Genomic DNA, 19,055 nt, shown 5'->3' on the forward strand with positions numbered 1-19,055 from the left:
CTGGGTTTACACATCTATACTTTAATTACCCTGACTATGGATTACATACACCTATGTCCATGATGCGATTCTCCCACATTTTATTTCTAAGCGTTTTATCGGTTTCCACTTTAAGTGCATGTTCTTCCGAAGAGCCTGCCGAGCAACAAGCAAACGTTGCACCTCGTTATGTCAAACTCGCTACGGTTAGCAACATTCCAGATTTTGACGAATTCACCTTCCCTGCCGTTGTATCGGCGGTGAAAACCGTCGATTTAAGCTTTGAAGTTTCAGGCCGCCTTATCCAGACCGACTTGGTGACAGGCAGTGATATCAATAAAGGCAAGTTACTGGCCACTATTGATCGTAAACCATTCGAAAGACGCGTGGACGAGTCTACGACACGACTTGATCAGGCCAAACGAGAGCTTGATAGAATTGAGAAAATGTTCGCTCAAAAGCTAGTTGCACAGAGCTCTCTGGATACTGCAAAAACATCTTACGAACTAGCGGTTATCGACTTAAAAAATGCAGAGCAAGATTTGAGCTACACTCAGCTATATGCTCCTTTTGATGCAAAGGTATCTCAACGACTTGTTGAAAATAACAGTTTTGTTGCCGCAGGTACGCCGATTGCTCGCCTGCAAGATGTGTCTAAAATATACTTCAACATTAATGTTCCTGAGCGCTTACTTACTGCCAATATTGGCCGTGGGATAAAACAAGCCAGCGCCACATTAGCCACCAATCGCAGCCAGTGGTACCCGGTGAACTATGTAGAGCACTCTACCCAACCTGATCCTGTGTCGCAAACTTATGAAGTAGTGTTTGCCATGGAGCCTCGCGAAGAACTTCCCCTAACACCGGGCGCGCGCGCAGTGGTAAAAGTCAGCCTACAAGGCAGCCTCTATCCAGAAGGCTTTGTTGTGCCTGTAAGAGCACTTGTAGGTGACAAGGATTCAGGCTTTGCAGTGTGGGTATATAACGATGAAACAAGTTCAGTGGCCAAGAAAGCTGTAAACGTGAAGCATATTGAAAATGAGCTAGCGATTATTGAGGGTAAGAGCCAGGGCGAAATCACCCTTGGCCAGCAAGTGGTTGCTGCTGGAGCAACACAAATGCGTGCAGACATGAAAGTGCTTCCTTACCAAGGAGAGAAGTAATTTATGGATATCGCACGCTATTCAATTGATAAGCCCGTCAACATTTGGCTAATGGTAGTCATCCTGCTTTTAGGCGGCATTTTAGCTATGAGCAAAATTGGTCGCTTAGAAGACCCTGCGTTTACCATCAAACAGGTAAAGGTATACACCAACTATCCTGGAGCCAGTGCTGAAAAGGTAGAACATGAAGTCACTGAACGCTTGGAAATTGCCATTCAGCAAATGCCGCAGTTAAAGGAAGTGACGTCAGTTTCATCGCCGGGCCTTTCCGAAATTACCGTTGAAGTTAAGAGTACTTACGACAGTAACCTCTTGCCACAGATTTGGGATGAGTTGAGAAAGCGACTTCGCGACACCGCAAGCTCGTTGCCAACGGGGGCACAAAACCCGGTGGTATTTGATGATTTCGGTGACGTTTACGGGCTTTATTACGCGTTAAGTGCACCTGATTTCGATACCCGGGAGCTTCGAGAATTCGCCCGAATTATTCGACGTGACCTGCTTACTACAGAAGGCGTTGCCAAAGTAAATGTTACTGGCGTTCAAAAAGAACAGATAGTGGCCTATATCAACCCTTATCAACTCGCGGGCTTAGGCATTTCATTTCCTGATCTCGCCTCTCTTTTTGAAGACAACCTGCGCCCGTTCAACGGCGGCCGTATTAAAGTTGACGAGAAAAATGTGCGCCTAATTGTAGAGCGCGCACCAGACAGACTAGAAGAAATATCTAATCTGTCAGTGGTAGTGCCTGGCACAAACCGTTCCCTTCGGGTTGCTGATATTGCCACGCTAAAGTTAGAGCCTGCCGACATACAGCCCGTTCATGTGCGCTACAACGGCGAAGAAGCACTTACGCTTTCAGTATCAGCGTTGACCGACGTTAACATTGTTGATGTGGGCGAGCGTGTTAACGCAAAAGTAGAAAAGCTGCTTCAAGAACTGCCTGTCGGTATTACGCTTACGCCTATTTACGATCAGGCTTCAGTCGTCGACGAATCGGTTACCGGCTTTATTAATAACCTCGTTATGTCGGTGGCGGTTGTTACCTTAACGCTATGTTTGTTCATGGGATGGCGCTCAGGCGTGGTAGTTGGCTCTGTGCTTCTTGTCACCGTGCTAGGTACTATTCTAATCATGTGGCTTATGGATATTCAGCTTCAAAGAATATCACTTGGTGCCATGGTTATCGCCATGGGTATGCTGGTAGATAACGCTATCGTAGTTGCTGAGGGGATGATGCTGCGCATGGCCACCGGCTCTACAGCTAAAGAATCAGCCAGCTTTATTGTTAAGCGTACGCAGTGGCCTTTACTTGGCGCGACCGTTATCGGTATTGCGGCTTTTTCAGGCATAGGCCTTTCAAACGATGCTACAGGCGAGTTTCTTTATTCATTGTTTGCCGTAGTGTTGGTTTCCCTCATGATAAGTTGGGTATTAGCGGTAACCTTGGTGCCCGTGCTTGGCGCATATTTTTACCGCAAAGGTATTGGGCAAACCACAGGTAACGAACTCTCTGCATCGCAACGCTGGTTTAAGCGTGCACTTTTAGGCGCACTTAAGCTTCGTTGGGTAACCATTGGTGCACTGTTTGTTATTACTATCGTGGCTTATGGAAGTTTTGGCATGGTAAAACAAGGCTTTTTCCCTCCGTCAAACGCGCCACTGTTCTTTGTGCATTATTGGGGCCCGCAAGATAGAGATATACGTGCCACTGAAGTCATTGCAAAAGAAGCTGAAGCTCGTATTTTGGGAATGGAAAACGTCACGGCAGTAACCACCTTTATAGGGCAAGGTGCCGATCGTTTCACCCTCACTTATGCACCTAAAAGTGCTAACGAAAACTATGCCTTTTTCATGGTTCGCGCGAATGAACTTGATAATATTCCGGCTATTCAAAGCGCGCTTGCGAGTAAGCTTACCGACCTGGACTTCGACGCTAGCTTTTATATGGAGCGCATGCAGTTTGGCCCCGGCTCTGGTGCAAAACTTGAGGCCCGTTTTTCAGGCCCAGATACTGAAATACTTCGCGAACTGGCGGATGAAGCCAAAGCACTGCTTTTTGCTGACGGACAAGTGAAAGACGTTCGACATAACTGGCGTGAAAAAGGCTTTGCCATTAATACGCAGTTTGACAACTACAACGCAGGGATTGCTGGCGTTTCGCATAGTGACTTTAGCCAGACCATACAGTATGCAAGTAGCGGCGTTCAGCTAGGTACGGTGCAAGACGGTGATTATGCTTACAACATTATTGCAAAGATGGGTAAGGCTGAAGATACAGAGCTTCAATCAATACGTGAATCACAAGTATGGTCTACGCAACAGCGCCAATATGTGCCTTTCACACAGGTATCTCAGGGCTTGGAGTTAATGACCGAAGAAATGCGTATTCACCGTCGCGACCGCGTTCGCACCATTACGGTAGAAGCTGAGCCAGGTGACGATGAAACTGCAGCCAACGCGTTAGCGAGAATCCGCCCACTTATTGAAGACATAGAACTTCCAGCTGGATATTCATTAGAATGGGGCGGCGAATTTGAAAGCTCTAGCGATGCACAAAAAGCGCTGGGCGCGGGCTTGCCTGCTGGCTTCCTAGTCATGTTTATTATCTCAGTATTGCTATTCGGTCATGCTCGTCAGCCGCTGATTATCTGGCTTGTAGTACCTATGGCTATTGTTGGTGTAGTCTCTGGTCTATTAGGTACCGATATGCCGTTTGGCTTTATGTCGCTACTCGGCTTCTTAAGCTTGTTTGGCATGCTTATTAAGAACGCTATTGTACTTATTGAAGAAATTGATCTTCAGATAGAAGAAGGATTAGCCATTCGCCAAGCGATTGTTGACGCTACGATCAGCCGTGTACGCCCTGTTTCACTGGCGGCGGTAACGACCATTTTAGGGATGGCGCCGCTGCTGTTCGACGCCTTCTTTGCCGATATGGCAGTGACCATTATGGGTGGCCTGGCCTTTGCGACGGTACTTACACTTATCGCCGTGCCCGTACTCTACAGTTTGCTGTTTAAAGTCAGCTACCGCAAAAGCTAACGCTTTAAAACTAACGGTCTCTTTACCGCAATTTATAAACGCAGGTAGAGAGACCACTCCCCTTTCAAGCGGTGTTCACTATTAATAACATACGAGTACCGACCTAACGTTTTGCCTCTACCCTACTTTGCATAAACTTCATCACATCGCGCCACGACACCATTCCTACTGGATGCCTTTTCGTGTCGATAATGGGAATGCAGGAAATTTTGTGGGTATTAAAAAGCTCAATAGCCGAATAAACAGAGTCACTTGGGTTAAGTGTAATGACTTCACGAGTCATGATTTGGTGCGCTTTTTTATCCAATGTAGCGCGATCAAGCTTTCGTTCGCTTAGGGTATCTACAAAAGGACTAATCGATTTCATCAAGTCTCTGTCAGATATAATCCCCTGCAGCTTATTGTCATGCACCACGACCAAATGATGAAACCCCGAAGCAGCAAAGAGCTCACGCAATGACTGTAAACTGTCATCCATGTGCACGCTAACCACCCGCGTAGACATAATTTTAGCAATGCTCATTAATACTCCTCGTTAATTCCAGTGCTTGGACTTTAATTTAGTTATAGCAAGCACACGACAATTGTACTCAACACGGGTTTAAACATAGCGACACCTGATGAGGCGTTCACATGTTACGTGTACGGGTTTTCTCCCATTGATACGGCCACACAGAACAAACGTAAATCCAGCTCTAGTTGATGATAATCTGGCTCCATATAGCAGCAAAATTTATAGAAGGCTTTGTTGTGGTCTTTTTCTTTAAAGTGCGCCAGTTCATGCACTACAAGGGCTTTTAACAAGGCCTCTGGGGCATAGAGTAAATCGTTATTAATGGCCAAGTCGTGTTTGCGCGCTTTACCCTGCATACGGTAAGTATGCGTACCTAGCGCGTTAGTTATCATATCACCTTGCTTTTTAAACGCGGCGCGCCCAAATGGTGGCGCATTTTTTAAGTATCGCTTTTTTAATTCCGTCGCGTACTGATACAGCAATTTGTCGGTGGTTATATCATGGGCCTCTGGGTATTTTTTTAGTAAATAATGCTGTAGCCGATTGTTGGAAATGAGCTGTAAGGCTTGCTCCACAATAGTTGAAGGGTAGCCGTTAAAATACCGAGCATATTCATTCACGTTTTTTCTCCTTTACGTCAGGAATTATAAAGCAAATTGGAGCCGTAGACAGTGAAAGCCGCTTACAAACATTTCTGTTGAAAATAAAAAAACAGCAGTAACAATAAGTCATATTAGGAATCCCCCCTACAGTAACGACAAGCTAAATGATATGCTGGTCAAACAACGCTCGAAGATACCACTCGCATTTATCAAGCGCTCGGTTAAAAAAATAAAAAAAGCTGACTTTTCATACGTTTTCCTGTTTCTTTACTATTCTTACTGTAACCAGCAGCTCGAAAGTATGATTTTTAGGTGTTAGCAAAGACAAGCTTGAATTTGGATACGCATTGATGATTAAAAAGCCCTTCTCAGTTATCGCTATGGTGATGAGCTTCCTCATTGTTAATAGTGCGTTTGCTGAAAAAGAGAACGTAAAGGTTAGTGGTTTTGGCACCGTTGCAACAGCAACTTCCGATTCTGACAGGTATCAGTTTCGTTCAGACCGGTCTCAAGCTGAATCGGCGAAAAAAGGCGGCCTTGCATTCAAGCCTTTGAGTTTAGTTGGCGTACAGCTTGATTACAGCGTTTCTGATAACCTAGACTTTGTGGGTCAATTCGTTTATCGAGAGCAAGATGAGCAAAACCTGGATTCGATAACCCAGATGGCTTTTCTAAGATACGATATAACCCCATCGTGGCAAGTAAGAGCAGGAAGACTTGCGGCCGATATTTTTCACTTCAGTGATACCAGAGACGTGTCGATAGCCTATCCTTGGGTGAAAGTCCCCACCGAGGTTTACGGTATTGTTCCCGCAAGAAGCTTTGATGGAGGAGACATTAGCTACACTAAGCCTTACGACAGCTTTAATTTATTGATTAAAGGCTTTTGGGGAAGCGGAGAGAGTGACTTTTCTAGTGACGATTACAACCCGATTAGGTTTAATAACTTACGTTCAATTGGCGTTGAATTTGTCTCATTCGACTGGAGCCTTGCTCTTAAACACACCCAAACCGAAGCGGACAATGACGACGAAGATTTAGCAGTTGTCGCTGCTTCCGTTGCGCAGCTACAGCCATTTTGGAGCGGCGCCATAGACTTTGCTAAAGAAGTAAGCCTTAAAGATACAACCATTCACTATACGTCCGTTTACTTCAACCGTTATTTTGATGCGTGGGAGCTTTCTGGCGAGCTATCATATATCGATTCAAATTCAATTGCGTTGAGACCCTCTTTTAATGGCTTCCTCAACCTCAGCTATCTTTATGGTGCGCATACATTCTACGGTTTATACTCATTTGCAAAGACAGACACATACTTTCTTAGCCAAGAGCAACCTGGCTTCCCAATAAACGAGAGCACTGCTCAACTAGCCGTTTCTGTAGAAGAAGTAGCGAGTAGCTTGGCACATCATCAACAAACACTTTCTCTCGGATGGCGTTGGGATTTGCAAGAAAACCTAGCCTTTAAAGTGCAGCTTGAGCGAACTGATGTTGAAGCTAGAGGAACTGGCCTACGCGCCAGAGATGGTCTCGTTGTAGATGATGAAGATGGGGTTATTCACACCCTCTTTGTTGCGTTAAGTTTCAGCTTTTAGGGGGAGGAGATGACTTTTTATAAACACTTCTCACCCCTACTGGCTGTCGTGCTTGCCTTGTATAGCTTTTCCTCTGTAGCGCAATCACAAGAGAAAATCGTTGTTGTTACTAACTTAAACAATGATGTGCAGGTTTTAGATAAGAAAGGGGTTATAGATCTCTTCATGGGCAAGTACTCGGCTTTCCCTAACGGTAGGCAGGCAACGCCCATCGATATAGAGCTTAACGACGAGCTAAAAGGTCAATTTTATAAATCGCTGGTGGGCCTTCCCCTTGCTCGCGTTAATGCGTATTGGTCTAGACTGAAGTTTTCTGGACGTGTTAAACCACCTGCGCTAGAACAAACTATGGAAGATGTCAAACAGCGGCTAGAAGACGATGAGTCAGCCTTAGCCTATGTATATGAGTCGTACGTCAGCGACAAAATGAAGGTAGTGTACCGCTTTGATTAACATCCACGGCTTAGGGTTTCGTTTTTCACTCATATTAATAGCTGCTGCTATGCTGGTAGTACTTACGACCGCCGAATTTTTTTATCGCGCTACGTATGAGCACGAAATTAGTGAAGCGAACAACGATATTCAAGAACTTTACCAAACCGTTGCCTCAACGGCGTCTATCGCTGCTTTTTTAGAAGATGAAGATCTGGCAAAAGAGGCGATCAACGGCTTAGTTAAAAGTGAAAAAATACTCGCTGCGTCTATTAAAAGCGATGCAATGTATTATCAATTCAATGTGAACGATGCCATCAGCAAAGACGTCAAGCCTCGGGTATTTTTGGTGAGGCACCCATTCATTCCTGAAGACACTTTGGCTGAGGTCAATGTTTACCCTAACTTTGCCCACATTATTGAACAGGCGAAAAAAATAAGTACTGACAATAATTATTCATTGTATGTTGAAGCAGTGGTTGTCGGCATTGTTGCGTTGATAATTACCTACTACATCATAATCTCTCCTATGCTTCGCGTGGGTCGTTCACTGCATAAGATTACTCCAGGCACAAAAGAAAGAATTGAAATGCCGGAGTATCACTCCCGAAGTGAAATAGGCGAGCTGGTGCAGGACACCAATCAACTGTTAAACAAAGTCGAAGAGCAATTCACTCAAGAGCGTCAACTTAGGGAAGAAATCGAATTTCTGGAAAAGCGTTTCAGAATGCTTTTTGAAAACGCAAAGTCTGCCACTGTGTTAATGGCGGAAAATGGAATTATCGAGCTTAGAAATAAGGCCTTCAACGACTTGGTAGAAAAGATTGGCCTAGAGATAAAGCAAGGCTATGGCGAGCTACTTGAGGAGCTATTTGAAGCGCCTACTGCAATGAAAACTTCGCTTTCGGAGGCATTTGCACGCAATGAGTTTGCAACAGGTGAATATAAACTAAAATCAGATAAAACTGACGATGTCACATGGGTTCAACTAATCGCAAGCCCTTTAGTCACTGATGATGGCGAACGCTACTATCAGCTGACGCTGAATGATATTTCTAGTCGAAAACACGAACTCCAGAAACTGGCCTTACAGGCAGACTTCGATGCACTCACAGGTATTTATAATCGCAATGGCGGTGAAAAGCTGATTGCGAAGTTAATGAGAAAAGACCACCACTTCGCTCTCGCGTTAATTGACCTGAACGGCTTCAAAGCGGTGAACGATATTTTCGGTCATGATGCGGGCGACGAAGTACTCATCTTTGTGGCTGAACAGTTACAGGAAAAAATTCGCAAAAACGATGTAGCGATACGTTGGGGCGGCGATGAGTTTGTATTATTACTTCAAGCTGAAGACGAAGTTTCTGTAAAACGCGCCATAGAAAAAGTGAATGACGGGGTAAAGCAACCTTTCTACTTTAACGGCGACCCAGAGCCAACGTTTATTTCAATGAGTGTCGGCGTTTCATTTTTCCCTGCCATGAGCGATGACATGAGTACGTTAATAAAACTGGCTGACATTGCCATGTACAAAGCGAAACAAAACAAGGTCTCAGCCCCCAATGACTATCTCTTCTTTGCTGACTCAGCATCACGTAATGGCAGCCAATAAATGTTGGAGAAAAAAAGCCGAGCAAAAATAGCTCGGCTTCTACGTGAAAGTTATCTACCTGTACTCACTGGGTGTAAACTTCAGTCAAAATACTTTTACGATGACAAAGGTATACAAGAAAACTAGGTTATTAAGCACTACTCCCCAATGGTTTTGCCTAGCATGCGCTTCAATGTGCCATCTTTATCAACGAAATGATGCTTAAGAGCGCCAGCAATGTGTAGCAAGAGTGCGACAATAACGGTATAACCAAGATAGAAGTGTATAGCGCCACCTGCTTTGGAAAGCTCGTAATTTATCGGTAGCGTTTTCTCAGGATCTTCAACACTATAATTTGGCGCGAAAACCTCCAGACCAAAAACTGACAGCCCGTGCCCACCCAATACCGACGCCATCAAGCCTGAAATTGGCATTAAGAGCGTGGCGATAATCAACACCCAGTGCACAACTGACGCTAATTTGTGCTCTATTGGCTTATAGTTAGCAGCAGCGCTAGGCCAACCATTTTTCATGCGCCATACCACACGTGCTAGTGCGACAAAGAGTACAAGAAAACCAATCGCTTTGTGCCAGGGGTATAGTGCATACACACCGTTTTCCGACATGTAAATGCCAGTGGCAAGCAAGCCAATAATGGTTAATCCAACCAACCAGTGCAAAAATACTGTAGTGGTAGCAAATTTATTATGACTATCGTACTGCATGCGTTCCTCTCTTTTATTTTCATATTAAGAACTACGTTTTCCTTAAAGCGTATCTCAATATTGTATATTTCCTCACACATTGTGAGGGATTAATTCTATTTATAAAGCAATTTTTAGACCGTAAGCAGTGCATAGACACAATGAGGGGTTAATACAGGTTCACTCTCTACCCTGCGATTTGATTGCTCCTTCAAGTGTTTTATTTAAATTTTTTGCCATGAACTAGCCGTTTCTAAAATGCTTATATCAGCGATAGATTATTTATAAAAACCATCTAGCCAGCGGGATAAATAACACTTAGACTGCAAAGACAAAAATAAAAACGACAGGTATTGCGCCAGCACAATAAAGCAGCGGCGTTCGACATCATTCTACGTTCAATTGATAGACACGTTAATTCAAAAGTACATGTGTTAGCGTTGAGCAAAAGGCGTAGGTGGTGAAGTACTTTTCATTTTAGTAACAAGGGTTCTCAATTTAATGTCACAACAAAAAGTAGGTTTAGTGGGCTGGCGCGGTATGGTTGGCTCAGTATTAATGCAGCGCATGCAAGAAGAGCAAGATTTCGCGCACATTGAGCCCACCTTTTTCACTACCTCGCAAAAAGGTAGTGCAGCACCAGATTTTGCTGGAAAGGATGCTGGTGTTCTAGAAGATGCGCACGATATCGAAGCGCTATCTAAACAGGATATCATTATTACCTGTCAGGGCGGCGACTACACAAAAGCCGTGTACAACGATTTAAGAGCCACTGGCTGGAACGGTTATTGGATTGATGCTGCGTCAGCGCTTCGTATGAAAGACGATGCCGTAATTATTCTAGATCCAGTAAACCGTAAAGAAATTGATAGTGGCATTGAAAAAGGCATTCGTACCTACGTAGGTGGAAACTGCACGGTTTCCCTTATGCTTCTGGCACTCGGTGGCCTGTTTGAGAAAGACTTGGTTGAATGGGCTTCGCCAATGACCTATCAAGCCGCTTCAGGTTCAGGTGCACAGCACATGCGTGAGCTAATTAATCAAATGGGTGCAATTCACAGTAATGTGAAAGCTAAAGTTGAAGATCCTGCTACCGCGATTTTAGAAATTGACCAGCAAGTGTCTGAGTTTATTCGAAGCGCAGACTACCCTAGTGAACAGTTCGGTGTTCCGCTTGCGGGTAGCTTAATTCCGTACATCGATTCGCAACTACCTTCAGGTCAAAGCCGCGAAGAGTGGAAAGCCCAAGCGGAAGCCAACAAGATTTTAGGCATTAAAGGCAGTGAAGTGCCGATAGACGGTATTTGTGTACGTGTTGGCGCCATGCGCTGTCATAGCCAGGCTATCACACTTAAGCTAAAGAAAGACTTGCCTCTAGCCGAAATTGAAACAATCTTGGCTAACCACAACGACTGGGTAAAAGTGATTCCTAACGATCGCGACGCGACGATGCAAGAACTTACGCCAGCGAAAGTGACCGGTACACTGTCTATTCCCGTAGGCCGTATTCGCAAGCTTAACATGGGTCCTGAATATATCTCGGCATTTACTGTCGGCGATCAGCTATTGTGGGGTGCCGCAGAGCCGCTTCGCAGAATGCTGCGCATTGTGCTTGAGCAAAAGTAACGTCAAGCTTATAGCTAATTAATCTGAATTTAGAGCGCCTTGCTGTGTCATTACACGCAAGGCGTTTTTTATCAGACTATAAAAGCCAGAATCACTAGACTTCGTTGACACGATAGCGCTATTTTGCCGACTCAGACCAAACAGCAAGCTCATTACCACCTGGCTCGACAAAATGAAAGCGACAGCCCCCCGGGAAGTCAAACAACGGTTTAGTAATTGCTCCACCTGCTTTTTCTACACATTCTTGCGATTCAGAAATGTTATTGGAATACAGCACCAATAAAGGCGCACCACTTTCTGCCTTCATCACACGTTGTGCAGAAAAAATCCCTCCGTCCATGCCAGCATTGCTAAACGCACTGTATTCACTGCCATAATCGGTAAAACACCAGCCAAACGCACTTTCAAAAAACGCTTTTGAGCGGCGAATATCTAGAGATGCAAATTCTACATAGTTGAGTTTGGTGCTTTCTTGCATGTCACTCTCCTCTTTTTAAAAAATGATGAGCTCATACTATCACCAACTTTAGACTTATCGATTAAATTCTAAACGTGCTTAATCGTTTAACATAAGACAAATAGCATTTATTCGGGTCACTTAGTTTGCAGCATTTTATTAGTTTGGCTTTATTGCTTGCCCTAACTTGGAGTATGGGAACGGTTAGTGTTCATGCATCTATCTCAGACAAGGTCAGCGAAATTAAAGTGGACGTTGAAACCTTAGTGCCTACGCCTATAGGGGCAGCAATAGAAAAGCTTGAAGCTTGGTTGTTATCTGACACATTAACGCAAGATGAAAAAAGAAAAGTGGGCGCGCTTTATGTTCAGTACCAACTCTCAATACATCAACGCCCTTCCGAAAAAATCTTAAATTCGCTGATTGCGTTGCAAGACAACTCGAGTGAAGGGCTTACAATAGCTACTGGCGTAGCAAGAATGTATGGTATTTCAGCAGACTACGACAAAGCCTACGAGCACTTTAACCGCGTTGTAGCAACGCCTGATATTCCGCCAAGCGTAAAGGCCTACGCGCTTATTTACCAGGTATTAACTTACAGCGAGGGGCAGGTTTTTGCGCCTAACGCTGAGCTTATCAACACAGTAAACGATATACTAACCAAACATACGCTTACCAAGCTTCGACCGTTGTACTATGCAATTGTGGCAGACTACTATCAATCAGTCAGCGCTTATGACATTGCGCTGTCGTACTATGAGAAGTCGCTTGATGGCGCCAAAGTTGAAAACCAGCGAATTTTGGTCAGTGACAACCTATACGCCATTGGTATTCTGTATAGAAATCTAGGAGACTATGGCAAGGCTATCGACTACTTTGAGCGTGCCATAGAATTCGACTCACAAATTGATATTAACTATTCTGAGTTCCTTGCCACTTATGGTATCGCCACCACCTACTATCGTTCAGGCAATCTCCAGAAAGCGCTGACACTGTCTGATATTGTTCTTGCTCATCCTCTCTCATCTTCTTTTTACAATAGCGAAATTTACCGTTTAAAAGCGGAAGCTCACCTTAGTTTAGGAGAACTGGATAAGGCGACAAACGCGCTCAATAAAGCACGTGTACTCTACGATGAAAACCGCGAAGCCGAGCAAACGACTTGGCGCGCACAGCTGGACAAAACAGAAGCCTACATTACTGCTGCGAAAGGTGATCACGCGCTGGCATTCAAACAATTTGAGGTTTTCCATGAAGCCTATTTGAATGCAAAGAAATATGAAGACTTAGAGCTAATAAAAAGCGCCAACTTAATTGATCAGATAACCCAAGAGAAAGACAGAGCAAATCAACTTGAGAATGAGAATAAAGCATTCGAGGAAGCGCTTTTGTTGAAAACAGAGGCTCAGCGCACCCAATCACTTTTTTCCACGTTGCTCGTCATACTTATCACACTCACACTAGTAACAATTGTTATCATTCTGATTTTATTGAGTAAATCAAGACAGGCTAATGCGCTTTACTTAACGGCGAAAGAAAAAGCAGAATTAAACAATCGGTTGAAGTCTGAGTTTATTTCTAATATTAGTCACGAGATTCGCACGCCTTTAAATGCCATTATTGGTTTTGGACAATCATTAGCGAGCCGCGCAGCAGACGTGCAAGCAAAGGATCTTACCAAGAAAATCGTCAATGCATCTGAAATGCTGCTTCAACTTATTAACGACCTACTCGACTTTTCGAAGATTGAAGCGGGCAAGCTAACGTTGGCTATCAGGCCTCACGACATCAATGAAAGCCTGTGTACATTAGTCGACATATTTTCAGACCAAGCGAAACGCAAAGGATTAGTGCTCCAGCTTCATATCGACAAAAACCTTAATAACGATTTGATGTTTGACGAACTTAGATTTAAGCAAATATTGGCAAACCTAATAAGCAATGCCATCAAGTTTTCTGATAAAGGAATTATAGAAATTGGATTATCCGTATCAGAGTCGAACGATAGTCATTGTGCCCTGCACTGCTGGGTAAAAGACAACGGGATTGGTATTTCGAAAGAAAACCAAGTAAAGCTGTTTACGCCTTTTACGCAAGCTGAAAGCTCCATAGCGAGAAAGTATGGCGGCACAGGCCTAGGGCTTAACATCAGTAATAATCTGCTTAAGCTAATGGGCTCTTCACTAACGCTTGAAAGCGAATTAGAACGAGGCTCTACTTTTTCTTTTGATGTCACGTTTGCTGTTGCAGCAGATATTGATGCTCCGCTGTCTGAGACAACTCAGCAACACGTTACGCTAGAAGGCGCTCGTGTCCTCCTTGCAGAAGACAACGACATAAATGTTGAAGTAATAAAAGCGCTTCTTGATGAATTCCATTTAGATTTAACACACGTATCAAACGGACAAAAGGCCATTGATGCATTGAAAGCGTGCACTTATGATTTGGTACTAATGGATATTCAAATGCCTGAAGTTGATGGGCTTAGCGCCACACGGCATATAAGAAATGTGCTTAAGTTAAAAACCCCCATTATTGCCCTGACGGCTAACGCCATGCAGCAAGATATCGACAACTGTCACGCGGCAGGAATGGATGCCCATGTGGGCAAGCCCGTAGACAAGGCTCGCCTTGTTAACACACTAGGTGAGTTTCTTGCTCACTCGGCGTGAGTAGTTAAAAACTGACGTCCCACTGCAGAGAATAGATGGTCTCGTCCTCTACTTCAGTATCGAACTGATCCAGTGAAACCCTGCTTACCTCTGCGGTTAGTTTGTTTTTGTGGCCATTAAAAAAATAGTTGAATGCTACTGTCTTTTCAAAAAAGCGTTCGTCTTGTTCACTGTCTCGGGGCGAATAGGTCCCGAAGCGTGCAGCCATTTCAAGGGGCTCTGGCCACCAGCTGATTGATTCACTCAAAAAATAACCCGCCTGCACATAATAGCCGCGCAGCGTAGTTTCTCTATTGTTGTTCGCTAAATCTACAATATCTTTTTCATGATATTCCGCTTGAGCATTAAACCCTTTATAAAAATAGGCACCATCAATCACAAACTGCTGAATGTCAAACTGACCTTCGATTTCGCCCGCACTAAAGTTGGCTAAATTACCAGCGCCAGACGATGAAAAACGTGTAAACTGGCTTTTGAACTTCGCCCCTGCTATTGCTAGCGCTGCTTTGGGGGTAGCTGTTCGTTTAATGTCACTGTTTTTAAACCCGACAGACTCACCTAAGAAATTCCACTGTAATCGCCCTGTATACATATTCTCGCCATCGTGATTGCTATAATCACCACGGCCTGAGCCATTGAATACTCCTACCCAGTAATTGAAATTGGCCGCGCCTGGGCCATCAAGATTTCCGTAAAGGGATGCCCCCATTTGCCTATCTAGCGTAAATATTCTGTTGATGATTGAACGATCCATCATTTGCTGGCCGCCACTGCTAACACTGCGCTCTCTGGAATACTCGACTTTCCACTGACCAACCTTAAACCGAAGCGCGTCATACTTTTCAAAGGATAGTGTAGCGGTGAGCGTGCGCTGATCGACAGCATCGTATTCCACACCATATTTAATCCAGGGCAAACCAATGTGACCGTCTAATTTAACCCGCGCCCTGTTAACGCCAAATTGATTACCGGCATTATGCTCAAAGTCAGCACGCTCGGTAGGCTGGCTTATACCGGGATTGGCATAGCGAAACTGAAGTCTACCGCGCACGCGTAGTGAGAAGGTATTGTTGTCGCTTTGAAATGAAAGGCCGTTGCCATTGTACTGAGAGAACGTTGCGCTAGATTCACGCTCGACATCAACCTCAGACGCTAAAACCGTCGTATGGAAAAGCGACGCACATAAAGTACTCAACAGAAGACAAGAAGAAAAATGATTTTGGAAAAGCAAAGCACACTAAATATAACGGAAGTTTGCACGCAGGATATATATCTTAGTATAAGAATCAAGTGCTCTGACATAAAAATGACACAAAACTGTAATATTTAACGTTGAAATACACCGTTAGATAGACGTTTCACTTAAGCAGTAAAGCATTTGCCGGTAAGTGAGGACTTCCTTTTTGAGCAACTTCGTGTTGTTTGATCAGGTTAACAATATGCTTATTCACTGGCGTAGCTATGTGATTTTTTTCACCGAGCCTGACTATCTCGCCGTTCAAATAATCAATCTCCGTTCGTCGCCCCAGCGCCAAATCTTCATACATTGATGAACGTGCTTCGGGATCTATTTTAAGCGTAGATGAAGCCACCACATTGAATAAAAAATTAGGTAGCTTCATAATTTTTGGCATCAGTTTGGGAATGACCTTACCGGTTCTTGCTGGTGTAATTCCTTCCGCTTTTAGTACTGCTAACGCCTCGGACAACACCTTTGCCATAACTAACCTATATTGCCTATCCCCTAGCTGTGATTTCAGCGGTATACCCGACAGTGCATTGACCGCGTTATTCAAGTTCATAATGAGTTTGCCATACTGTACAGCTTTCATATCGTTATAAACCGTAACGGGCAACGACGCGTTACTAAGCGCTTTTATGACGTCACTACATTGGTTATTGGGGTCTTCAAGGGCAATATTACCCTCTGTACCACAGTGAAAATGGCCGTTACCTTTATAAAAAACATTGAAAGGCACCATACCTGCAATTACGCATTGTTTTATGTGCTGGCGAAGCAGGTGTGCATTACCCACTCCGTTTTGAAGACTGGCTACGACTGCTGATTGCTTTGCATGCTGATTGATTATCGCAGCAGCCTGCTCGGTATCTTGGCTTTTAACGCAAAGCAAAATGACGTCAGCATCAACTAAACTATCGTTCTCAATTGAAAAAGCGATATGCTCAGGCTTTGTTAGCTGCTCACGCCCTTGCCAATCCGTTACTTTAAGACCATTGGCAGTAATATCATCATATAAACGCTGACGGCCAATGAGCGTAAGTGCATTAGCGGCGCTCAATGTGGGGTCAGAGGCTAACAGGCAGCCCGCTACATAACATCCAATACTTCCCGCACCTAACACGGCAATTTTCATTATTGACTCCCAATGAAAGTTTAGCTTTCAACACTTTGTTAGACTGCGATTAAACGATCAAAATGTAAACACAAAAATCACAATGAAATAACAAAAAATGTTTCAGTATCAGTTATTTCCTATCAGTCCGATTTATTCTTTCAATTTTCTCCGGCGTCGTGATCTCCCTACAATTAGACCAAGTAGTCAATTTATAGTCATGGTCAAATAGAGGGTTATCATGTCGGGTCAACAATCTGCTCCTTCTCTCGCTTATTCAAAAGCACGCAATGCTAAAATGTCGAACAATGGCAAAGTTGCCTTGGTTGCGGAAGGTGGTGGACAGCGAGGAATTTTCACGGCAGGCGTACTCGATACATGGTTAGACGCCGGACACGACCCTTTCGATATTCTTATCGGCACATCAGCAGGCTCACAGAACTTAACGAGTTTTGTGGCGCGTCAAAAAGGCTATGCAAAGCGTCTTATTCGCGGCTTAACTCGACACAAACGCTTTTTCCAAATGGGAAGAGGTTTAATGGGCAAACATATTGTCGATTTAGACTGGTACTTTGACAAAACCCAAGAAGCGAACCGTTTACTTGATCTTGATACTGCGAAGGCTAATGTTGCGGACAGAGAAATTTTATTTACCGCTACAAATTCCAGAGACAGACAGGCGTATTTTCTCGATCCAATGAAAAGTACTCACAACTGGGTCGATCTTATCAAGGCTTCGAGCGCCCTCCCCTTACTTTACAAACAGGGCGTACCGCTGCACATTGATGTCGAGACAAAAAAGGCAGCCAATACCGATTTCTTTCTAGACGGTGGTTTGGCTGCACCGTTGCCTGTTACCGAAGCGTACAAGCGCGGCGCGACGAAAATCGTAGTTATTCGCACCGTAGATAGAGGCTTTCAAGTACAGTCGCCTTGGCTACAAAAGTTAAGCGCGGTAATGTGCGCAACGGGCACGTGCCCAAAGACCATCGACTATCTGCTGCAGCACGAACAAGCGTATCAAAAAGAATTGGCATTTATTGAAAACCCGCCAGAAGGCGTAGAGGTTATTCAAATTTTTGCGTCAGATAAGCTTCAAAGTAAATTGTTAGGTAGTACAGACGCACAACTTCGTCATGATTATAAGCTTGGTAAGCAAGCTGGAAGTGCCTTTTTAGAAACCGAAAACAAAGTCATTGCTTACCAGCTAGAGGAAAACAGACAGCCTGTTGCTTCGTTTTTCGATGTAACTGATACACCCAAGGGCATGCATAGTAAAGATAGCGCTCATTATAGTGTGAAATCAGAACATGCTGCATTAAATGGTAAACGTCCAGTTAAGTTGCCTTTCCCAGTACGTCGAACAGGCAAGATAGATAAAGTAGACAAAGAGAATAGGATCTCCGCGTAGTCCGTTTACTCATATGATAAAGGGTGCTTGGCAGCAGGTGCCTTTTCTCTATTTTGCTACTCTTTCAGTAATATTTCTGTGCTATTTCGGTGCTTGGTTCGCCATGTTTACATAATGACTTAGCAAGCTCCTCTCTCGTTCTTGCCTCTATTGGCGGTAAACGGGTTGACATTGTCTGGCAGAATATTTATAACGCGCTCACCCACATAATCATTAAATGTAACCATGTCAGAAATATCAACACCCGTAAAACAAACTGAAGCCCATAAACTTATCGACAGCCTATTGAAGTCGAACGACCCAACTGCTGATCTAGATAAGATTGCTGAAGAATTCAACATTGCGAACTGGGGACAGTCTAACGCTGTTTCTGCTGATTTATACTCAGCAGTTAGAGACTTGCTTGGCAAAGGCGTTGTGACTGGTAATGACCTAGTTTCTGGAAAAGACACCATGGACCCGATTGTACATAAAGTACAAGCGGAGACAGACAAGCTTATTGCTAACCCAAGTGATGCAGACGCTGATCGCGTTCAAACGTTTGTACTTGGCTTCCTACGCACGTTCGTGAGCCAATTACTTCACCCAGGTACGAAGAAAGCGATTTACGCGAAAAAGCTTCCTGACCTAATCAAGCTTCACCAGCAAATTGCGAAGTAATTAGCAGCGGCGCGACATCACAGGTGAAAAGCCATTAGCTTTAGCATACCAGCGTCGCAACAAACGCGTTTAAAAAGAAACCCGCTTCATAGCGGGTTTCTTTTTACGTAAGCGAAAAGTATCCGCGCACCATCCAGCGCTGATCGGCAAACACATCGAGTAGGGTGAGGCGTCACCGCCTCATCCCTCTCACAGAACCGTACATACGGGCCTCGTATACGGCTCATGTACATAGTTATTTAGCGTAATT

At 44.2% G+C, this 19,055-nt stretch carries 15 protein-coding genes; 9 read left to right on the plus strand and 6 right to left on the minus strand.

Translation table 11 applies throughout. The annotated features are described in order from the left end of the window. Positions 1–59 precede the first annotated feature (59 nt). Together MHN02_RS15585 and MHN02_RS15590 are read left to right on the plus strand one after the other, a co-directional pair. The gene (locus MHN02_RS15585; RefSeq protein ID WP_239247262.1) at positions 60–1,142 is read left to right on the plus strand and encodes an efflux RND transporter periplasmic adaptor subunit; all 1,083 of its coding nucleotides are present in this window, start codon (positions 60–62) and stop codon (positions 1,140–1,142) included. Positions 1,143–1,145: 3 nt separating this feature from the next. After that, positions 1,146–4,187 (plus strand): efflux RND transporter permease subunit, encoded by a 3,042-nt coding sequence (locus MHN02_RS15590; protein ID WP_239247242.1) that lies wholly within the window; start codon positions 1,146–1,148, stop codon positions 4,185–4,187. A gap of 103 nt (positions 4,188–4,290) precedes the next feature. On the opposite strand, the gene MHN02_RS15595 is transcribed toward MHN02_RS15590, so the two are convergent. Next, positions 4,291–4,710, minus strand: a complete 420-nt coding sequence (locus MHN02_RS15595) for a CBS domain-containing protein (RefSeq protein ID WP_239247244.1) — start codon at positions 4,708–4,710, stop codon at positions 4,291–4,293. 113 nt (positions 4,711–4,823) lie between these two features. Beyond that, positions 4,824–5,321, minus strand: a complete 498-nt coding sequence (locus MHN02_RS15600; RefSeq protein WP_239247246.1) for a YgjP-like metallopeptidase domain-containing protein — start codon at positions 5,319–5,321, stop codon at positions 4,824–4,826. Positions 5,322–5,653: 332 nt separating this feature from the next. Between MHN02_RS15600 and MHN02_RS15605 the strand changes: the two genes are divergently transcribed. From MHN02_RS15605 to MHN02_RS15615, 3 genes are read left to right on the plus strand one after another with little or no spacing between them, the layout of a single operon-like run. Continuing rightward, entirely contained in the window at positions 5,654–6,898 is a 1,245-nt protein-coding gene (locus MHN02_RS15605) for a hypothetical protein (RefSeq protein ID WP_239247248.1), read from the plus strand. A gap of 9 nt (positions 6,899–6,907) precedes the next feature. Beyond that, positions 6,908–7,351 carry a hypothetical protein gene (locus MHN02_RS15610; RefSeq protein ID WP_014978775.1) on the plus strand — a complete coding sequence of 148 codons (444 nt, stop codon included), beginning with the start codon at positions 6,908–6,910 and terminating at the stop codon, positions 7,349–7,351. Further along, entirely contained in the window at positions 7,344–8,942 is a 1,599-nt protein-coding gene (locus tag MHN02_RS15615; protein ID WP_336246476.1) for a sensor domain-containing diguanylate cyclase, read from the plus strand. The genes MHN02_RS15610 and MHN02_RS15615 overlap by 8 nt, the downstream gene beginning before the upstream one ends. Before the next feature lie 137 nt (positions 8,943–9,079). Here MHN02_RS15615 and MHN02_RS15620 read toward each other — a convergent pair whose 3' ends face one another. Continuing rightward, positions 9,080–9,646: a cytochrome b gene (locus MHN02_RS15620; RefSeq protein ID WP_014948879.1), complete on the minus strand. Its 567-nt coding sequence runs from the start codon at positions 9,644–9,646 to the stop codon at positions 9,080–9,082. Between the two features lie 480 nt (positions 9,647–10,126). On the opposite strand from MHN02_RS15620, the gene asd reads away from it, so the two are divergent. Continuing rightward, on the plus strand, positions 10,127–11,251 hold the full coding sequence (gene asd, locus MHN02_RS15625; RefSeq protein ID WP_014948878.1) for an aspartate-semialdehyde dehydrogenase: 1,125 nt from the start codon (positions 10,127–10,129) through the stop codon (positions 11,249–11,251). A gap of 118 nt (positions 11,252–11,369) precedes the next feature. Here the strand turns inward: asd and MHN02_RS15630 are convergent, their stop codons facing one another. Continuing rightward, complete coding sequence (locus MHN02_RS15630) at positions 11,370–11,729, minus strand: VOC family protein (protein WP_014948877.1); 360 nt, start codon at positions 11,727–11,729, stop codon at positions 11,370–11,372. A gap of 125 nt (positions 11,730–11,854) precedes the next feature. Here MHN02_RS15630 and MHN02_RS15635 point away from each other — a divergent pair, with 125 nt between their 5' ends. After that, a complete protein-coding gene (locus tag MHN02_RS15635) occupies positions 11,855–14,380 on the plus strand; it encodes an ATP-binding protein (protein WP_239247252.1) in 2,526 nt (841 codons plus the stop codon). Positions 14,381–14,384: 4 nt separating this feature from the next. On the opposite strand, the gene MHN02_RS15640 is transcribed toward MHN02_RS15635, so the two are convergent. After that, positions 14,385–15,575, minus strand: a complete 1,191-nt coding sequence (locus MHN02_RS15640) for a porin (protein WP_239247254.1) — start codon at positions 15,573–15,575, stop codon at positions 14,385–14,387. A 163-nt stretch (positions 15,576–15,738) separates the two neighbouring features. Continuing rightward, positions 15,739–16,755: a 2-dehydropantoate 2-reductase gene (locus MHN02_RS15645; protein WP_239247256.1), complete on the minus strand. Its 1,017-nt coding sequence runs from the start codon at positions 16,753–16,755 to the stop codon at positions 15,739–15,741. A 220-nt stretch (positions 16,756–16,975) separates the two neighbouring features. Between MHN02_RS15645 and MHN02_RS15650 the strand changes: the two genes are divergently transcribed. Both MHN02_RS15650 and MHN02_RS15655 read left to right on the plus strand, forming a co-directional pair. After that, positions 16,976–18,145: a patatin family protein gene (locus MHN02_RS15650; RefSeq protein ID WP_239247258.1), complete on the plus strand. Its 1,170-nt coding sequence runs from the start codon at positions 16,976–16,978 to the stop codon at positions 18,143–18,145. A 225-nt stretch (positions 18,146–18,370) separates the two neighbouring features. Beyond that, positions 18,371–18,805, plus strand: coding sequence for a hypothetical protein (locus tag MHN02_RS15655; protein WP_239247260.1), 435 nt, complete (start codon positions 18,371–18,373; stop codon positions 18,803–18,805). Positions 18,806–19,055: the final 250 nt, after the last annotated feature.

Source organism: Alteromonas sp. CNT1-28 (assembly GCF_022348345.1).
In the GTDB taxonomy this organism is placed as follows: Bacteria; Pseudomonadota; Gammaproteobacteria; order Enterobacterales; family Alteromonadaceae; genus Alteromonas; species Alteromonas macleodii.

Coding starts and splice junctions, on each gene's coding strand:
- MHN02_RS15585 (WP_239247262.1), top strand. CDS start 60: ATGATGCGATTCTCCCACATTTTATTTCTAAGCGTTTTATCGGTTTCC.
- MHN02_RS15590 (WP_239247242.1), top strand. CDS start 1,146: ATGGATATCGCACGCTATTCAATTGATAAGCCCGTCAACATTTGGCTA.
- MHN02_RS15595 (WP_239247244.1), bottom strand. CDS start 4,710: ATGAGCATTGCTAAAATTATGTCTACGCGGGTGGTTAGCGTGCACATG.
- MHN02_RS15605 (WP_239247248.1), top strand. CDS start 5,654: ATGATTAAAAAGCCCTTCTCAGTTATCGCTATGGTGATGAGCTTCCTC.
- MHN02_RS15610 (WP_014978775.1), top strand. CDS start 6,908: ATGACTTTTTATAAACACTTCTCACCCCTACTGGCTGTCGTGCTTGCC.
- MHN02_RS15620 (WP_014948879.1), bottom strand. CDS start 9,646: ATGCAGTACGATAGTCATAATAAATTTGCTACCACTACAGTATTTTTG.
- asd (WP_014948878.1), top strand. CDS start 10,127: ATGTCACAACAAAAAGTAGGTTTAGTGGGCTGGCGCGGTATGGTTGGC.
- MHN02_RS15630 (WP_014948877.1), bottom strand. CDS start 11,729: ATGCAAGAAAGCACCAAACTCAACTATGTAGAATTTGCATCTCTAGAT.
- MHN02_RS15645 (WP_239247256.1), bottom strand. CDS start 16,755: ATGAAAATTGCCGTGTTAGGTGCGGGAAGTATTGGATGTTATGTAGCG.
- MHN02_RS15650 (WP_239247258.1), top strand. CDS start 16,976: ATGTCGGGTCAACAATCTGCTCCTTCTCTCGCTTATTCAAAAGCACGC.
- MHN02_RS15655 (WP_239247260.1), top strand. CDS start 18,371: ATGTCAGAAATATCAACACCCGTAAAACAAACTGAAGCCCATAAACTT.